At 37.9% G+C, this 18136-nt stretch carries 14 protein-coding genes and 9 tRNA genes; 3 read left to right on the top strand and 20 right to left on the bottom strand.

The window, feature by feature from the left end; all coding sequences use genetic code 11:
* Positions 1-383 precede the first annotated feature (383 nt).
* Positions 384-812, top strand: a complete 429-nt coding sequence (locus MUW56_RS14715; protein WP_292013881.1) for a transposase — start codon at positions 384-386, stop codon at positions 810-812.
* Positions 813-855: 43 nt separating this feature from the next.
* Complete coding sequence (locus MUW56_RS14710; RefSeq protein WP_292013880.1) at positions 856-1161, top strand: helix-turn-helix domain-containing protein; 306 nt, start codon at positions 856-858, stop codon at positions 1159-1161.
* Positions 1162-1999: 838 nt separating this feature from the next.
* On the opposite strand, the gene MUW56_RS14705 is transcribed toward MUW56_RS14710, so the two are convergent.
* Positions 2000-2221 carry a phosphate ABC transporter substrate-binding protein gene (locus tag MUW56_RS14705; protein ID WP_292013879.1) on the bottom strand — a complete coding sequence of 74 codons (222 nt, stop codon included), beginning with the start codon at positions 2219-2221 and terminating at the stop codon, positions 2000-2002.
* Positions 2222-3097: 876 nt separating this feature from the next.
* Complete coding sequence (locus MUW56_RS14700; protein ID WP_292013878.1) at positions 3098-4615, bottom strand: TROVE domain-containing protein; 1518 nt, start codon at positions 4613-4615, stop codon at positions 3098-3100.
* A gap of 298 nt (positions 4616-4913) precedes the next feature.
* Between MUW56_RS14700 and MUW56_RS14695 the strand changes: the two genes are divergently transcribed.
* Positions 4914-5360 (top strand): VOC family protein, encoded by a 447-nt coding sequence (locus MUW56_RS14695; protein ID WP_292013877.1) that lies wholly within the window; start codon positions 4914-4916, stop codon positions 5358-5360.
* Positions 5361-5407: 47 nt separating this feature from the next.
* Here the strand turns inward: MUW56_RS14695 and MUW56_RS14690 are convergent, their stop codons facing one another.
* The 18 genes from MUW56_RS14690 to MUW56_RS14605 form a co-directional block, all read right to left on the bottom strand.
* The gene (locus MUW56_RS14690) at positions 5408-6751 is read right to left on the bottom strand and encodes an SWIM zinc finger family protein (RefSeq protein WP_292013876.1); all 1344 of its coding nucleotides are present in this window, start codon (positions 6749-6751) and stop codon (positions 5408-5410) included.
* Positions 6752-6754: 3 nt separating this feature from the next.
* Positions 6755-8917 carry a DUF6493 family protein gene (locus MUW56_RS14685; RefSeq protein ID WP_292013875.1) on the bottom strand — a complete coding sequence of 721 codons (2163 nt, stop codon included), beginning with the start codon at positions 8915-8917 and terminating at the stop codon, positions 6755-6757.
* Positions 8857-9450 carry a DUF6493 family protein gene (locus MUW56_RS14680; RefSeq protein WP_292013874.1) on the bottom strand — a complete coding sequence of 198 codons (594 nt, stop codon included), beginning with the start codon at positions 9448-9450 and terminating at the stop codon, positions 8857-8859. Before MUW56_RS14680 ends, MUW56_RS14685 begins: the two co-directional genes overlap by 61 nt.
* Positions 9431-11959 carry a DUF6493 family protein gene (locus tag MUW56_RS14675; RefSeq protein ID WP_292013873.1) on the bottom strand — a complete coding sequence of 843 codons (2529 nt, stop codon included), beginning with the start codon at positions 11957-11959 and terminating at the stop codon, positions 9431-9433. The genes MUW56_RS14680 and MUW56_RS14675 overlap by 20 nt, the downstream gene beginning before the upstream one ends.
* Positions 11960-12373: 414 nt before the next feature.
* A complete protein-coding gene (locus MUW56_RS14670) occupies positions 12374-12925 on the bottom strand; it encodes a 3'-5' exonuclease (protein WP_292013872.1) in 552 nt (183 codons plus the stop codon).
* 376 nt (positions 12926-13301) lie between these two features.
* Complete coding sequence (locus tag MUW56_RS14665) at positions 13302-14315, bottom strand: RNA ligase, Rnl2 family (protein WP_292013871.1); 1014 nt, start codon at positions 14313-14315, stop codon at positions 13302-13304.
* Between the two features lie 106 nt (positions 14316-14421).
* Positions 14422-14835 (bottom strand): cyclic-phosphate processing receiver domain-containing protein, encoded by a 414-nt coding sequence (locus tag MUW56_RS14660; protein WP_292013870.1) that lies wholly within the window; start codon positions 14833-14835, stop codon positions 14422-14424.
* A 58-nt stretch (positions 14836-14893) separates the two neighbouring features.
* A complete protein-coding gene (locus MUW56_RS14655) occupies positions 14894-15379 on the bottom strand; it encodes a ribonuclease H-like YkuK family protein (protein WP_292013869.1) in 486 nt (161 codons plus the stop codon).
* A gap of 364 nt (positions 15380-15743) precedes the next feature.
* Positions 15744-15816: transfer RNA gene (locus MUW56_RS14650), tRNA-Phe, on the bottom strand.
* Positions 15817-15904: 88 nt separating this feature from the next.
* Positions 15905-16144: a hypothetical protein gene (locus MUW56_RS14645; RefSeq protein WP_292013868.1), complete on the bottom strand. Its 240-nt coding sequence runs from the start codon at positions 16142-16144 to the stop codon at positions 15905-15907.
* A gap of 64 nt (positions 16145-16208) precedes the next feature.
* Positions 16209-16280, bottom strand: a tRNA-Glu gene (locus tag MUW56_RS14640).
* A gap of 82 nt (positions 16281-16362) precedes the next feature.
* Positions 16363-16497 (bottom strand) — tRNA-OTHER (locus MUW56_RS14635).
* A gap of 183 nt (positions 16498-16680) precedes the next feature.
* Positions 16681-16762, bottom strand: a tRNA-Cys gene (locus MUW56_RS14630).
* Between the two features lie 295 nt (positions 16763-17057).
* Positions 17058-17129, bottom strand: a tRNA-Asn gene (locus tag MUW56_RS14625).
* Positions 17130-17135: 6 nt separating this feature from the next.
* Positions 17136-17209, bottom strand: a tRNA-Ile gene (locus MUW56_RS14620).
* Between the two features lie 83 nt (positions 17210-17292).
* A tRNA-Pro gene (locus MUW56_RS14615) sits at positions 17293-17364 on the bottom strand.
* A 90-nt stretch (positions 17365-17454) separates the two neighbouring features.
* Positions 17455-17528, bottom strand: a tRNA-Ile gene (locus tag MUW56_RS14610).
* A gap of 3 nt (positions 17529-17531) precedes the next feature.
* Positions 17532-17605: transfer RNA gene (locus tag MUW56_RS14605), tRNA-His, on the bottom strand.
* Positions 17606-18136 lie beyond the last annotated feature (531 nt).

The following is an 18136-nucleotide window of genomic DNA, read 5'->3' as shown; positions in this document are numbered from 1 at the left end:
ATACGGAAATGAAATAAGTAAGAGCTTAGAATAAAAAATAGAATTGTATGAAGGGATTTTAAAAGGTTATATATTATTTACACATAATGGTAGAAAAAGAAGATTGACATCAATGGAGCGTTCATAAACCAAATGAAAATAAGGAATATATCCCTGAGGCCGATAAAACAGCCGTGAATACATTCTTTTAGCATATTCAAATACCCCCTGTATATACTGATAAGCTCTTTTTATTAGCATTTTACTATTCCTGAATAGTCATTCCAACTTCCGTCAACCTTCTTATTCACATGCATTATATTTTATAAGGCATGTATCATATATTACCCGTTTATTTTTTCTGTAATGCATGAGTTTAATTAAAAAGATAATATTCAATAAAAATGTTATATAAAGAAATCCATATTGGAAAGTTTATTAAGGAGAGGGTTGATGAAAGTGAGATAACAATGGAAAGAATATGCAAATTCCTAGGCAAGGATGAAGAATCCGTTGAGAGGATGTATGACAGCAGATCAATGGATACCGATATCCTTCTAAGATGGAGCAAATTATTAGAATATGACTTTTTCAGACTTTACAGTTCCCATTTAATCTTATATGCTCCACCTGCGGCTGCCAGCAAAAACCAGCAGAAATCTGACAAGATCCCTTATTTCAGAAAAAATATCTATACACAAGAAATTAAAGAATTCATTATGAAAAGGATTCTTTCCGGGGAAATGACACAAAGTGATGTCATTAAAGAATATTCGATTCCTAAAAGCACCCTCCACAGATGGCTTCAAAAGAGTGATAATACTAACGGATAACAGAGACGAAATGCGGCCCAATTACAAAAAAATTTATCAGGATATGCTTAAGCTTGAACATCCGGAAAAGCTGAAGGATCCAAAGATCAGAGAACTTCTTGAAAAGCTTCATACTACTGAAGATGTGCTTAAGTTTAATGATAAGCTTTTCAAACAATCCAGAGAAAATCAGAAACTCAAAACATATGATAAGGCGACCATGCTTAAACTTCTCCGATATCAAAAGAAGCATGGCCACTCTACCAGTTATATGTCAAAAAAATATAAAATAAGCAGAACAACTCTTTCCAAGTGGAAGAATATGTTTGAACAGGAACTCGAAGATACAATGAAAAATGCCGGCACATAATGTACCGGCATTTTTTGCAAAGGTGATACTAAGGAAAAAGCGGGGCTCACGTCTGCCGGAGTCGAACCGGATAGCCTTGCCGGAGTGACCGGCTTCGCTATTCCTCCCCTAATTGCGTCGCGATGAAGTTTTTCCTAACGACACTTGTATGATTATCAGTAAAAAGGAAGCTGGAGGCGGGAAGAAAGGAAGTTATTAAAGCCTGAAAGAATAATCTGTCTGACTTTGTAGAAAATTACGATACAAAGATTATTTCCAATTCCCCGCTTCCCGCTTCGAATGATTATAAAACAAGGCAAAAAGCGAAAGTGTGATGCCGTGCTCTAACCAGCTGAGCTACTCTTCCTGTCTGGATTGTGTTTTTTTGTGGAAGAGACGGGATTCGAACCCGTGACCCCGTCGTAATGAGCGAAGTAACACTATTCTACGGCACCTGTTTAATTTTTTTATATAAAGAGGCAAAAGCTTGAAAAGACTTTCCAGATCACTTTTGTGATCTGTTTGGAGTTGAACCAATATCATAAGATTTACCGAAGTAAGCCTTTTCTACGGCACTCTTTTATTATATCAAGGTAAAAATGGCGGAATCTTTCTTTTCCATCTGCTCTACCTGCTGAGCTACATCCCGTTTACAACAAGAATGACAGGAATCGAACCTGTGACCTGATGACGTGTAATCGAATTATGATTCCAAAACGACACTTGATACAAGCAAGGCAACCAATCAAACAGAGACTTACCGGCGGAGTGTTGTCATTTTCACTACCGAAAGGACAGGACTTGAACCTGTATTGCCGCCCCGAAAACGAAGAAACTCTGTTTTACGACACTTGCTTTTTTATTTTTTCCATGGGGTGTTTCTGTATTTTTTCCAGTTTCGCTGAAACTTTTTGTTCTTTGCGTTGCTCACTTCAAAGCCATGTGGAAAACAATAGGAACATCCCAATTCATTTCCGTATAAGATTCTGGAAATCTTGATTCCGGACATTTTCACCGGGAAATCAATACCTCCGTATTCATTGAGTCCGAAAGTTTGTCTTAATGTTTTATATTTTTTCATATGTATTGAGTATTCCCTCAATACACTGCTTCTTTAAGATCTGGTTTATAATAATCCATCGTTATTCGTTGTATTGGTCAAATGATATGTTTTGAACGTATTCTACGCAATTTTGTTATATAAAAAACCAAGCCATTCATGATAAGAGTATCTGGTGTCCTATTGGAAGTTGACGATGAAACGCTTACCCACGGCATTGACTGTTGAAACCGGGCGACCTGGCGAAAAGACTCTGTTTCAATAGGAAGTCGAAGGATTTCTTTTCTTACGGCACCGATTTTATTAACACTGCAAAATTACATGATAAGTACGCACTCTTTTTACGCAGTTCATTTTTAATTAGAAAAATAGTGAGGTTACAAGCTCAAACATCTTAAAAACACCTAAAATAGGAAGTAAAATAAGGATCCCGATTAACAAATAAATTCTGTAAAATAAATCTCCCACAGTTGTATTTTTCATTAAAAACCAAGTAACCATTCATAAGAGTTTTTTGATTCTGTTCAAATTACAAGTTTGACGATGGACTCTTACCCTACGACATTGGTTATATTTTATTCGTTTGCTATGAAGCAGAAGATCTAAAAGTTCAAGAATTGGAAACTCCGGCTAAAAAGAATCTACACTCTTTAAAAATCCTGAACTCGTACCTTATCGATTCATTGATAGAGTTAATAAAACTTTCATTCATCATTCATAATTCATAATTCAAAATTCAAAATTCAAAATTTAAAATTATTCTTTCCCAGCCCCGATTGCAACGGCATCCTTTTTCTGAAGAGGCGAAAGCAGCGGCGAAAAAGATACAGTGGAAAGCGGGAATAAGCTCCTAACAGATTAAAAGGTTATTTGTTTTTATTGTAAAAGCAGTGCCTGTTACAGCACTACTTTTTTGATCATTTCAACTGCGGATTTCTGATCTTCCAACGCATTCAGTACATCGAAAATTTTGTCGGACCAACCTGCAATAAGGTATACATCATTTCTTCTGACATCAAGCGGCTGTCTGCCGTAACCTGCCAGATCAAAAATATAGAGTTTGGCATCCGGAGCTATAGCTTTATACCTGTTCCAAGAATCTTCAAAAGAATTTCTGTTTCCGGTACTATCCCACATCTGGGTATCGGTGAACAACATGACTTTATTCACTTTTTCATTTCTCCTGATCAGATCTTCAATCACCAGATAGCCGTTCGTAGAATATCCTACTTCACCTTCACGTTTGTAAAAGGCATCCACATTTCTCAGAATCCCGTTTTTAGGCATTGGAACGGGAAGCCAACGGTCACCGAACATCCCTGTTATTACATTTTTACACTGCGACTGCAGGATCATGGACATCAGCAAACCAATATCGTACAGCAGGATTTTGCTTTTAGCAGAAACCGGTTGCTGCATTGAGCCTGAGACATCAGCTGCGATCACCACAGAAGTATCAAACCCGAAACCTTTGATATTTTGAGCACTTACCATGGCAGCATCTTCCAGTGCTTCCAAAACAGAGCACAGATAAGGTGATTCATTAGATTTCAATTCCCTGTAAGCTGCCAGAAACCGGAATGGCAGCTGTTTTGAGCTTTTTACCGCTCTTTCATCAGACAGATAGATGCACACTTTTTTCATAGCTGCAGATGATACTCCAGCTTCCAGAATGTTCCGCAGGTTTCTCAGGGTAGCCATGTACCCCAGTTTATTGCTGAAGATCAGTTCTTCCCATTTATCTTTGAAGGCTGATTTTCTTTCTGCTTCGGTAACAAATTTCGTCTGTCCTAAAACAGAAAGCTCAACTTCCCAGGTATAAGGAGTTTCCAAAGTATCGTTTACGATCTTGTTGAAAACAGCCTGCTGGTTTTCATCTTTTGCTTTCGGGTGAACCAGGAATAGGGCATCTTTCAAAGTAACGTCTGCCTTTCTGTTGTATTTTGCAAACTGATATTCATCGAATTTATTGAATGATTTCACCAAACCTTTCTGAATTTGTTTTGACAATTTATTCAGTTTTTTGGTTTCCGTTCTTTCGTTGGCAAGCTGGTAGTAAGCCAGTAATTCTGTGATTTCATCTGCTCTCTGAACAACACCATCTACTGTCCGGCTTACCAAATCCGTACCTGAAACCTGCTTTGCCAATTCAGTTGTCAAAACCAATGGAACGGAACGCAGGTACATCTCTTTTCTGGCGTACACCGCCAGTTTTGCCACAAACTCGGGATCATTTTTCTTGATCAGAGACCGGATTCTCTCCAACCTGCCATTTCCTTTTTCATAGGCAGTATCTGACAGTCCTGTTGTAACAACAGCACTATATAATTCTTCTGCCGGCGTCATCACATATGATGTTGCACCTTCGTAGTTCACAACTACTTTATTCTCATTTCTTAAAAAATTAAATTTCATGGTTACTGTTTTTTTGTTAAACATAGGAGGATCATCTTATCCTTTCTGATTTCTGATGCAAAGTAAGCTCTGTATTACGCAATCTTTTTGCGCAGATGTTTTTTTTATAAAAATTTTGATTTTTTATTTTGAAGAAGCCTAAAAAATATAATTCATAATTCATAATTCATAATTCATAATTCATAATCCATAATCCATATTATAAAAACCTTCTATCATTCATTTCCGATAAAGAAATCACTATTCCCTGATTTTTAGGTATCCGTTGTCTAGCTTTGTTTCTATTAAAATCGGAACTATGATTAAAGGATTATATGAAACTCACGTTCAGGTAAGTAATTTGGAAAATGCGATACAGTTTTATACAGAAGTATTGGGATTAAAGCTAGCCCATAGAGATGAAACAAGGCCTATAGCATTTTTGTGGATCGGAGAAGGAAAGGATTTCATGTTAGGATTATGGGAACAGAAGGAAAATCTTCAGCCCAGGCATTTTGCATTTACAAGCACCCGGGAAGATATTTTGAATTACTCGGTGGAGTTTTTGGAAAACAGGGATCTAAGGCCTTATAACTTTCTGAAAAATGGAACTGTTCAGCCTATGGTATTTGCATGGATGCCGGCTTTGGCTATTTATTTTAATGATCCGGATGGCAATCAGCTTGAATTCATTTCTGTTCTGGAAGGCAAAGGAAGACCAGAATTGGGTGTTCTCACCTATGAGGAGTGGATGAAACAGGTATAATCATTAATAAAAAAAGGACAGCCTTCCGGAGGATCTGTCCTTTACTTTTATGTGCTTATTATTTTCTTAACGGCCAAAACATGTTTACAGGGGCCTCTTTCCCCCTGATATTTACTGAACCATTCACAGGTACAACGTTCTTTATCGCCTTCAATAATTACGGTATGGTGCACGCCGGTTCCTTCCACTCTGGCTTCTGTTCTTTCGTTATTGCTGTTTAAAACTTCAACTTTTCCTTCTTCGATCAGCCTTTCAGCATTTTTCATACGGGGATTTAAACCTAAAATACGGCTTAATTTAAACGGCAATCGGCGGTAGAAAAATCCGTTGTCATCCAGATCATATCCCAGCATTCCCATTGCCGCCAATCTTCCGGTAAGATCTGAAACTTTCTTAAGGCTGATATTTTCTTCCATAGCCAGCGCTGCTGCATTAAAAGACTGATTGGCATAGGCATATTTATCTAAAGCATCGATCCATTCATCAGAAACATCGGTAATTAAGCTATCCAGTACAGCCCCTTCTCCTGAAAATCCTCTCCAGCTTTCTCTCGATAAAGAAAAACTGAATCTGATATTCCCCATATACAGTTGCCATGTTGCAGACTTCATATGGGGATGGGCAAAAACCTGCATATAATCAATGTACGGAAGAAGAGGCTCAAGAAGGCGAAGCCTGTGAATCCCTCCTACACAAACAGCATCGGCCGATTTTACAGGTGAAAACATCGGCTTATTTCCACGAACAATCAGATAGTAGTCTGATTTCACCACTCCTTTCGGCATTCCCCTGAATAGCTGCTGTGTCTGAATCTTATTGAAACAATGCCGTTTTTCTGATTCCGATAAATAGACCTGAACGGTCCCCAGGCCTTTGATCCATTTTACAGGCAGCGGAACTTTTCTTTCCACTAATTTTTGCTCTTCCTTATACAGCCCCACTTCTTTTTCACCAACGGAAAGCATTATATTCTCATTGGGACGGATGCTTCCTAAAGCCATAATCATGGGCTGGTTAAAGTCTACGTTCGTTGTTCCGTTTTCCAAAAATTCTCCGTCTAATCCTTCCGGCAGGACATCTACCCTTGCATACACGCCTGCACAATGCGAAAATCCTTCAAATCTCAGCCGTTCATTTCCGGCCGTTACAATCGGATCTTTAAGCAATGCCATTTGAAATGGCGAGAGATTAAAGCTGGACTTTACAATATTGGAAAGCGTGATCAGGCATCTTGCCACAATAAAGGGCTGCCCTACATTTCCCCAGAAAAAGCAGGGAACATCGGTATTTTTTTGTATCTCACTATATTGGGCAAGAAACAGTTCTTCCAAGGCCCCCTTCTTTACCAAAGATGATGACCCGGAATAGTTGTAAATAAGCGTATCTTCCATAATTTATTTTTTTAGAAGAAGATTGCAGATTTTTTTCAGGCTTGAGTTTTCTTTCCAGTCGCTTAATTTTTCTTTTACTTTATTATTGGCTTCCGACTGATTTAAAGCCAAAACTTCATGATAAACCTCCAGGAGTTTTTTCAGGTTTGTAACGGGTTTATCCATCTGAAGCAATGCACCGGAGATTAATTCTTCTAATGCTTGATTATGATTTTTGCTGACATTAAGCATTTGATGCTGCATAAGATCAGTCAATCTTTTAACAGGTGCCCATTCCAGCTTTTCATGCAAACCCATCACTTTTCCCAATCGGGAATTGTCGATCATCTGATGAGCAACATGTTCCAGCCATATTTCAGCGGCTATTCCTCTTATTGTTTTATCTCCATCCATAAAAATGGTTCCCAAAAACAGGTATCCCATTTCATCCAGCGGTTTCTTAATTTGGTAAAGGGACTGAGCGGTATTCAGCACGAGATTTCGTTCATACACTTCAGCCATTCCTGAATAGAAAAGGCAGGTTTTAATAACCTTTGCCAGGATATTGCCAGGAACATTAGGAAAACTCCACATAAAAGCGGGCGCTTCAGAGAAGTCCTTTTGTTCTGCAATGAAATATTCCAAAAGAAGAGAATCTTTTCTTTTTTCAAGATGATATTTTGGAATTGTAATCGTGAGTTCTGCAGGATAATACGAGTTCTTTTTGCTGTCAATTGTTTTCCAGTCATAGATCCCTGAAAAAAACTCCCGGGGAATATTTCCGTACCCCAAATTTTTAAATTCTTCAAAAACCATTCCGGGAGACCGGGTAATTCCTGCAGTCATCCACCATGATGGATGCTCAAACTTTCCTTTTGGGGTCCCATTTTTTCCGAAGAAGAACAGCAAAAGCTCTTTATACTCGCCTTTTAATTTTTTCTCAACCAGCGTGAGTGCCTCAGAGGTATTGTCCAAAGCACATCGCTGTAATGCAAGCTGAACATCCAGCGGGTCAGGTTCAATATTTTGATTCTGATAGATTTCAAATCTTTCCACCAGTTGTACAGGATCAATCCAACAGGGTAAATGAGTTATTGTCGACAGCAAAGGTGTCTGATCTCCTGACCGCATTTTATGGTAGGCAGCCATCGCAATTTCTTTATACACCTTCATAGCCGTAGCTCCTATCCCGATTCCCTGTAGCGGACCCAATTTCTTATCATAACTGGAATAGGATTCTCTTACGGTCTCTTCATCACTGATCTTTTGATAGATTTTTTCCAGGTTTTTCAATTGGACAGGAAATTTTGCCAATACATCCAACCCGTAATTAATAATCAGATTGCAAAGTATTACGTTAAAATAAGGAACTTCCCATCTGGCAATCGTTTTACAGGCTTTCTGAAATACGGGTTCAATTAATTTCACAGATTCTGCATCTGCATCACCGGCAAAACGAATCAGCCCGGCCAAAGCAAGATCATAATAATATGTCCCCGGATTTTCTATAGCCAGCGGAAGTAAAAACATCAGATCTTCAAAGTTTTCAGGTTCCCGGATCTTATTTTCGTTCCCTGCCAATACTAATTTTTCTGTGGCCAGATCTTCCAGCTCATGCTGCTGGGCATCAATATATTTCTCTAAAATAGGCCTTACGTTCGTCAGGATATTATCTGAATAATGAGAAAGAGCATCCCGGATATTTTCTGAAACAGGAATATATTTCAGAATAATTTTTGCCGCTTTAGACTGTATCCCATCATCTTTACTGACAAACGCTGTGCTTAAAGCAATCCCTAACATTTCAGGATTGATGCTTCTTTTCTGAAAAATCTTTTCTGTTACACTGAGGCTTGCCATCACTACCGTTTTAACCTCAGAACTCAGCAGGTTGGGAAGGTAATGGGAAAATTCATCAGTCTTGAATAAAGGAGATGAAACAATTTTTTTCAAATGGGCCAGGATGGTATTGACCGCTTTTGACTGTACAGAAGCTAACCCTGCCAGCAATTCGTCCTGGAGATCCGCCAGCTCGTCATCCGTTGGTTTTAATACGGTAAAAGTATCCATAAACCAACCTGTTACATTTTTATTAAAATTCCTATTGGAAGCTAAAAGACATTCCTTTAAAAATCTTTTTCTGTCAATTTTTTTTCTGCCGACAACTTTTGAATGATAGGAAACCATTCTTTACGGAACGGCAATGACTTTGATGGATATTCACACAAATACCAAAAATGGGTTTTGAGTGTTTCAGGATGCAGCTCAAGATCGGCCGGATAATTACTCAGGTGATGACCCAGCAGCTCAGGTTTAGGCTGTACATATCCTTTTTCAGCCCATCTTAAAATATCATGGTAGTTAAAAGCTGTAAATTCGGCATCTATAGAATCATTGATAAAATCCGAAAACCAATCCGGGCATCCCCATTCCAGTATTTGCTCTGCCTTTTCCCTGTTCCGGAAAAGACTCCAGTAGTTTTTACCGAAATTTTTCTGGTCCATACAGGCGAGTGAGGCAATATCAATAATGGAATGCTGGTTTACAGAACCTGCCGTATGATAGGAGTTCTTAGTCATTATGATCTTACTGATCTCCCTGTCCATTTTTTTAATCGCAGGGACAAGTGCTTTTCTTTCTTCAGTGGTCAGTTCCTTTAAAAAAGGAATAATCTCATGTACTTTGCCCTCATTAAGGATCTCATAAAGTCTTTCTTTCATGTGTTTTAATTTGATGAATAATTTTTTTCAGGTTATTTTCTTTTTCCCATTCTTTAAGCTGACCGGCAATAGCTTCATCTGCATAAGAATGGTTCAGGTTTACTAGTTCATAATAAAGTTCCAGTATTTTTTTAAGGTTAAAGACCGGGCTCTTAATCGCCGAAAGAATAGATATCAGCAGCTTCTCAAAAACTTGATTATGAAGAGCGCTTATGTTGATAAAACTGGAAATTCCATCTGTCAGTCTTTTCACCGGTGCCAATTCAAAACTGATCATCTGACCGGTGAGCCTACCCAGTTCCGGAATATTAAAATCATCCGAAACAGCCTTGTTTACCAGCACTTCAAAAGCCATACCATAGAATGTTTTGTCTTTATTAAGTAAGCCTGCTGATAGAAACAAATAATGGATGGGCTGAAAAGGCAGATTAAGTTTCAGCCAGGCATCCAGAAATTCTATATTTCCTTTACTATCATACTGATAAACGGCATTCGACAGGGTTTCATTGTATCTTTTGGCAAATACAGAGCCTGAAAAACGGGGCGCTGTATACAGAATACGAATCATATCATCATGATAGACACCAGGATATGAGTTAAACAAGGAATCTAAAAGAGAAGAATTCTCCGGAAGTTCTTTTTTATTGTTAATATTTACCCACAATTGAGGAATCTCTTCTGTTGTATTCCACTTATACACTTTCCGTTTTCCCGGTGTCCATTCAAAACGGCCATCAAGATACACTTTCTCATACCGCTCTGTAAAATAATGGCAGTCAAAAACAGGTGTCAGCATAGTATAATACTCTTTATTAAGAAGTCTTTTGGCATACTGCTCAGCTTCTTCCAGGTTCTCTTTTTTCACCCGGAGTACCGCCATTTGCAAATCAAAAGGAATAGGCTGCTCATTCTGATCCTGATATATTTTCAGTTTATCGGTAAGTGTATTGATAGAAATCCAGCAAGGGGTATAATCCGGCGCTGAAAGTACAGGTAACTTTTTATCTTCCTTCAACCGTTCAAAAATTCCTAAAAGAAGTTGCTGATAGGCTTTGAAAATGAAAGGACTCCGTTTTTCACCCCAGTTTTCGAGTCTTGGGAACTCTAACCGTGCATCAAGCAAAACAGATGATTTTTTCTGCTGTCTTAATAAGCCGTAATTGATAAAAAATGTTGCCAATAAATGGTTTAATCCTAATGTTCCCTTGAGCTTAAAAGCCGCTTTAAAAGCAGGTTCAAGCTGATTAAAATGGTCTTCTTCCAGTTGATGGTTCAATCTCAGCAACGCATCCAGAAAAAGATCAAAGTGAAACGTTTCGTTATTATTGAATACCTGGGAAGCCAGGAATATAAAATCCTCTACAGTTTCTACAGGTGAAATAGGTTCTGACCGGTGCCATAAAGCGGCTTCATAATGTTGTTCTTCTTTGTTTCCAGCTTCATCTTCCGTCAGAAAATTCTTTAATAATGTATGGGTATCAGCAAGAAGAGTCCCGTTATAAGACTTTAGTTCTTCCTTTATTCTATAGGATTCCGGATCGCCATATTTAGCAATAATCTTAGCGCCTTTTGTTTGAATTGCTTTATCTTTATTCAAAAATACAGGCATCAAAAGAATGCTGATCTCTTCGTGAAGCCCCGGATTGTTCCTGGCAATTTTTTCCAGGGCAGGAAGTAACCCGTTTAAAATATTTTTAGCCGAAAGACTTACCAAAGAAGTGATGGAATGTAAAAACAATTCGGTTTTAAAGCCAGTTTCTGTAATGACAGGATTCAGAATCTTTAAAATTCCTGGAAATAAAGACTGCTGTGTAGAATGAAAAATCAGAAACAGTTCTTCCTGCAGTTCAAGAATTTCCTTATCAGCAGGCTCAAGATAAGCAAAAAGCTCCAGAAACCAGGTATTATGTTCTTTTGAGAAATTGAAATTAACAGCGCTAAGGCTTGATTTCAAAATGCTGAAACGTTCAATTTTATTTTCCTGAACCAAAGTTTTTAACAGATCCTTCCAGTTTCGGTCACCATAACGTGCCGTTATACTGCTCTCATATTCGAATAAAAGCCAGATATGTGACTCCAGCGTAACCGGATATACAGATACAACATCTTGTGAAATAGATGAGGAAAGCAGCGATGCACAAATTTCATCATTCAGGGTAAGGTACCCTTTCTGTTCCCATTCCAGCATTTTTAAATATCCCATCTCCCGTAAAAATGAATGGCTCTCTCCAATCCATTCCGGAACGTAGGATTCAAACAATTCATCAATGAGATCTACCGGCATAGAATAATATCCCGGACTTATTTTTTCGTATTCATTTTTGGTTTTGCAGCATGCCAAAGCAGCTAACACGGAAATACTATTGTGCCCCCATTCTTTATTGATCATTTTTTTTAAAAGAGCCGCAATTTCTTTTTTATCTTTCGGTGTAAGCTTCGTCAGAAAAGGAACAATTTCCTTGATCTTATAGTTTAAATAGAGTGCTTTAAACCCCTCTTCAATAAGCATAAATTCATTCTTACCGGCTAAAATAACAAAAAATGACTGACAGACTATAAATTATCCCACAAAAGTGATTTTTTTAACAAAATATTAAGTTAATTAAAGCACCTGCATTAATCATTTTAACCAACTACATTAAATCTCTATATTTAGAAATATGAATAGATAGTAAAGAAAAAAATGTTTTTTTTAATAATCCATTATTTTTCCTTTCCCATGGTTCTGTTTTGATATTATAAAATATCTTAAAAAATGAGCCGGATACCTTATTTTCTATCCGGACTGTGCAAAAGATATGACGGTCTCCATTCTATTCCCGCAGAACTGTTTACTATTATTTGTGACCGCATGGCTGTTCTCACTCAGTAAAAAAAAGCCGTACAGAGTACAGCCTTTTCCATGAATGGTCCTTTCGGAGAATTAATGGTTCTTCATACACCAATGGAGAATCTTTGCAATATTCCTGGCATCATCTACCCCTCTGTGGTGGGTGCCTTCCAGGGTAAGCCCTAATTCACCCAAAGCCCGGTTCATTCCCACACTTTTCCTTATGGTAGGATGAATTTCACCGAATAAGGTTTTCACATTGATATGGTCATCGCTCATCGGATAATCCAGATAAAATCTTCGTGCCTGATTCTGAAGCATATTCAGGTCATAGTTTCCATAGCTTGCCCACGTCAGCTCTTCCGAATCATACTCCGCTCTCAGGATATCAAAAGCATCTTCGAGCAATACTCCCTCGCTATCCAGCATATTTTGCGTCAGCGTCGTAAGTTCTGTACAGAATGGACTTACCTTTGAATATTGAGGTTTTACTAAAATTCCCTCATTTTGAGAGATCTTACCCGTCTTTGCGTTCATGATGCAAACACCGATTTCGATGATCTCACTTTCCTGGCCTCTTGGCGGCCGGTTATCCCAACATGTTGCTTCAAGGTCTATGATTACTATATTTTCTGTTGTTTTCACTTGTTTCAATTTTTGTTTCCCCCATAAAGACAAAAGGTGATCATTTTACTCTTAAGATCTTTTGTGGTCAAATTGTTAATAAATATATTGTTCCTAACCAAAAATTCTACTTAAAATTCCGGCTGTATTGTAAGCATCATCTGCCCACCCTTCTACTCAATAGTTCTCGGTTCAAACGGAGCTGTTCATTTTTTCTTCTTCATCATTTCTTTGACCTCTCTGTAAGAAACCGGATAAAAGTTATCTATTTTCACCTTCTCCTGCTTGAAATTCCAATGGAATGACAAACCGAATGATTAATGAAAACCAGAGATTCCCAACAAACTTTTATGGCTTAGGTTGTACATAAAAAGTTCCGGTAAAAAAATTACCGAAACTACATTGTAAGCGTCATCAACTCTTCTTTTATAAAATCAATGACTAGAGAATTCAACTTTTTGTTGATCCTTTTCTGCTCTTCTTTTTCAATAGTGGTGAAAATTCCCGGGAAATCTTTCTCAAAATCTTCTAAAATATCCTGTGCAAAAAGGCCGATCAATTTCCCCATGATCTTGGGTTCGAATGCTCCAATTTTACTCATGACATTATTCAAGCGGTTCTCCGTCGCATATTTTTGGATTTCGCCCCAAATATGTTGGGCGTTTTCACTGAAATGAACAGGTTTATGAACCGTTTTGTCCTGCTTTTTAACCATTTTAGATTTTTCGATCCATTTTTCATTCTTATTTTTTAGAATGACTCTTGCACCGTTGCCAAAATAGTTGGTTTTCAAAGTTTTAATAACGGTTCCTTCACACATATTGTTCAATTCAGGTAATCCCAGCCAACCCGGAATTTTAGAATTGAAGACATTCGGAAACCTCAAAGCTTCTTCTAAAGTTCCCTGAAACAATGTTTTCGCATAGAAAAATCCTGTGTCTTCAAAAATAAGATTGATGACATCGGTATCCAGATAAGTAATTCCGTTCAGCTTAATGTCAAAAGCATAAAATTCGTTGTAAGGTGCATATTCAATCCCTTTTTGTACTCTTACAGCATCTTTTACCGGTTCTACATCTTTATGCTGGTACCCGCCACCGAACAATTCTCCGTAGATGGCTACAGTTTTCATATCCGGATATATTGTTTTCACTTTTCGGAACACTTCGAATACATTTTCTCTGTACCGTTCCAACATCTGATGAGCGTTGAAAAATTTATCATCTTTTTCGATGAAAGCCGTTCTCTTCGCGATCTTAATTTCCTTTCCGTCGGTAAAGAAAGAGAAATTAGCCCCGTGAACCTTCTCCTGTACGATGAAAATCTCATCCCCAAAACCCTGTATCCTGATCTGCTCGATCACGCGGGCCTGGTAAGCATTTTCTATAGAGTTATATGTTTTGAAAATCATTTCTTTTAATTTTTAATCGTTTCTCATTCGTTATTCTTCATCGGAATAAGATGTCTATGAGCAGTTCAATATTTTCTTATCTGAATCAAACCACTTGTCAGCCTCTTCAAAAGTCAGTACCAAATATGACTTTATCTCCTGAATTATCCATCGTTTTTTTGAAATTTTCTAATATGTTCAAAATATTTCCCTTTCCTACAGGATTCATCGAGTGGCAGTAGCATTGAGGTAAGTCTAAATACTTATCCATACAATATTCTATCAGCCATTTTGCACAGTCGTAACCTGTTTTTTCAACAAATTCCTGAGAATCCTGTTTCAGATAATGCTCGTCTGCCAGGTCGTGGTCAAAAGAAATCATTTCCGGAAGTCCTTTATCCAGAATCCAGTTGACAAACTGTTCGTAGTTCCGAACGATATGCCAGTCTTTTCTTAGGAAAACCTCCTGTTTTGTATAATGATATACCTCAACCGGGTATCTTATATCATCCAGAAACAATAATCTTTTTGTTTTTTCCATGACTTATTTTTTTAAACTTATTAAGCTTCCATCTTCCTACATTCCTCTTCCAGCTTTATTAAACCATCATATCAGCACAGTTGGAGCTTGCAAAAGCAAAAGGTTTTGCTTTAAACACATATCCCATTCCCAGAATGTATCCCATGGCATCTTTTAATGCTACGTTGGATTTAAAATCAGGGTCTGTATTAATGTCTGCGTGTACCTCCATTTCCACACCATAAGTATCCAATACAGAGCAGATCGCGTATGCAATTTCTACAGATTTGTTAACCTCGTTCAGCATTCGCTCTTTGATACTGATATTCTGTATTTCTCTTTCTTTTCTGATAAAGGTAAACGCTCCTTTTCCCTCACGAATAAACACTACTGCCGTAGCATAATTAATGGCCTCTCCGTATACGTGAGAGTCTGATCCCACACATACTTTCAGACGGTGTCCGTGGGCCTGTTCGCGGATGATGGCTTCTTCTACCAGCTGTGTGATAGAGTGCTGGAAAATTTTTCCATTCATATTCTGCCATATTTGTTGTTGCGTTTCCATTTTTTCTACATGTTTTTAATTATTCTATGTTTGTTTATAAATCATAAATGCTAATTGATTGATTAGGAGTGAATGGTCAGTAGTGAATTTTAAAATAAACCGCAAATCGGATTGGCTATTCACTATCCACCATTCATTTTCTGCACTCTGAACCGCGCCCGAACCAGTACTATCAGTTTTGGAGACTGAGATGCTGCCATTACAATATCAGAGTAAATGTTGTTAATTCATTAGGACTCGAACCTAAACTACAAGAGCCAAAGTCTTGTGTGCTTGCCTATTACACTATGAATCAAATTATAATTGATAAAGGACAGTTGATAAACATCATAAAGCCATCATCAATTCCTTCATCTATATTTTGCGGAACAGACAGGAATTGAACCTGTACCTTTAGTTTTTCAGACTAATGTGCACACCTCGTACACCACTCTTCCGGCTTTTTATGAGTAATAACCGATAATTTGCATATACAGCAAGTACACATTGCTCATATTTTATACTTCTCCCCAGATTGTTCATGAATTATTTCTCTGCCACCTTAGAGAGGTCATTGTTGTATTGGAAGAGAGACTCGAACCCCCAGTAGCCTGATCCTAAATCAAGAGTGTCTACCATTCCACCATTCCCGCGTTTTTTATGGTTAAGGTTTGAGAAAGCTTTGTCTGTTACTAAATTATGCCTGTTAGGGTCTGTAAGATCTTCTGCGCTTGACAAACCTTTCTCTTTTCCTGTTTTTGTGTGAATGGTAACCGGCCAATACACTTTTTCATTTGAACTTTCATGGTATTGTAATCAATTCAAGATTGGCCAGTTCATTCACATCCTGTACTCTATAAGGGAATCGAACCCTTATCTACTGTTCGAAAGACAGCCGTCCTGACCTTTAGACGAATAGAGCAATCAATCAACTGACCAGGAATCGAACCTAAACAACAAGAGTACATTTCCTGCATGCTGCCATTACATTATCAGCTGTTGGGTGGAAGTAGTAGGATTCGAACCTACTCAGCAATGAAGCAACAGATTTTAACACTGTCATTTTCATTTTTTCAAGGAAACGTTCAATTCGTTCCTCATGTCAGTCTGCCCCGACTCTCCAACTTCGGCATACTTCCGGTTTTCATGAGTAATGGATGATTGTTTCCACTTCCCATTTCCCTGTTTAAAAAAGAAAAGGCCTGTCTGAATTTGTTTAACTAAAGATCTTCTGCGCTTAACAGACTTTTTCTTTTCTTATAAAGGATAATTTTCATAAGAGTAATAGTATTTCTAACTTCTAATATCTAACCTCTTCTTTGAGATGGCTATGGGATTCAAACCCACTCAGCTTACGCAACGGTTTTGCAGACCGCCCCGACTCTTCCACTTCGGCGAACCATCAGATTTTGTTATCCATGATCATTACCGTTCATTTCTAACTTATATTATGTTTAAAAGAAAGAGTTTGTCTTTATTTTTGTTTGATATAAGAACTTCTGCGCTCAACAAACTCTTTTCTTTATAAAGGATAATTCATTACAATGATGTCATTTTTTATACATCTCATCCCAAGCATCGGTCTATTGTTTTTGGATAAAGAAAAAGCCTGTCTGTGTTTTTCGTGTTTGGCGTAAAGATCTTCTGCTCTCGACAAACTTTTACTTTTCTCCTGAAACAATTAACTTTTAGTTCGCTGCGATTCCGGAAAGGCTCGAACTTTCAACTTCTGGTTTAACAGACCAGCGCTCTACCATTGAGCTACAGAATCATTTTGTAATTTCGGAAGGACTCGAACCTTCAACCTCCGGTGTATCAGACCGGCACTCTAACCTCTTGAGCTGCGAAATCTTTTGTATTCCATAAGGGAATCGAACCCTTATCCTCCGGTAGAAAGCCGAATACACTCCCCATCATGCTAATGGAACCCATAGTCTGGAAAATAGGATTTGAACCTATGACCTCCCGCGTCCAAGGCGGGTAAACAACCACCGTTATCTTTCCAGTTTTGGGTTCACTTCGAGTTCTTTTCCGGGAGACAGCCGGATCGGAAACTTTCCGTGAACCTTTTATGATTCCTGAAGGAACCATTTTTGTAATCTCAGAAGGACTTGAACCTTCAACCTCCGGTGTATCAGACCGGTACTCTAACCAGTTGAGCTATGAAATCAATTGGGGTGTCTCCGGGGATCGAACCCTGTTCTCCGGTTCCACAGACCGGCGCTTTACCAAATAAGCTAGAGAAACCATAAAAAAAGCACCTCTTTTCGGGAGGCGCTTCATATATTGTAACGTAAGAGATCATTAGCTGACCCTCATATATAAGCACCTTTTATCCACAATTCCACTTTCAAGAATACACAGTCTTCCTGTCGGCTCCTGTCCGAACAGCTCTGAATATAGATTGAATATGGTATGTAATTGTTTCATTTTATTTTATTTGTTTTTAAATTATTTTTTGAAATCCTGAAAACGAGCTGCTTTCAATTTTCGGTTGCAAAGTAAGTATGAATTTTTGAAACCTGCAAATAAATTTCTAAATCAACTATTTGAAAATCAATGATTTATATCTATAATTTTGAATAAGAAAATCCTGTCCGCAATATTTTGCAGATCTCTCAATTACCTAAATGACTGTCTCTCACCGGGTTACTTATCACTCTATATTATCGTATTAAAGTTTCATTGTTTATTAAAAATTTTTCATGTTGATGGTTATTTTTTTTCATTCTAAATAATTTCTGACCTAAAAAACAAAAAACGCCTCGAAAAACCGAG

The sequence above is a fragment of the Chryseobacterium sp. genome (assembly GCF_022869225.1).
GTDB lineage: Bacteria > Bacteroidota > Bacteroidia > Flavobacteriales > Weeksellaceae > Chryseobacterium.
Note: the sequence above shows the minus strand (reverse complement) of the source record. Positions and strands in the feature narration are given on the sequence as shown.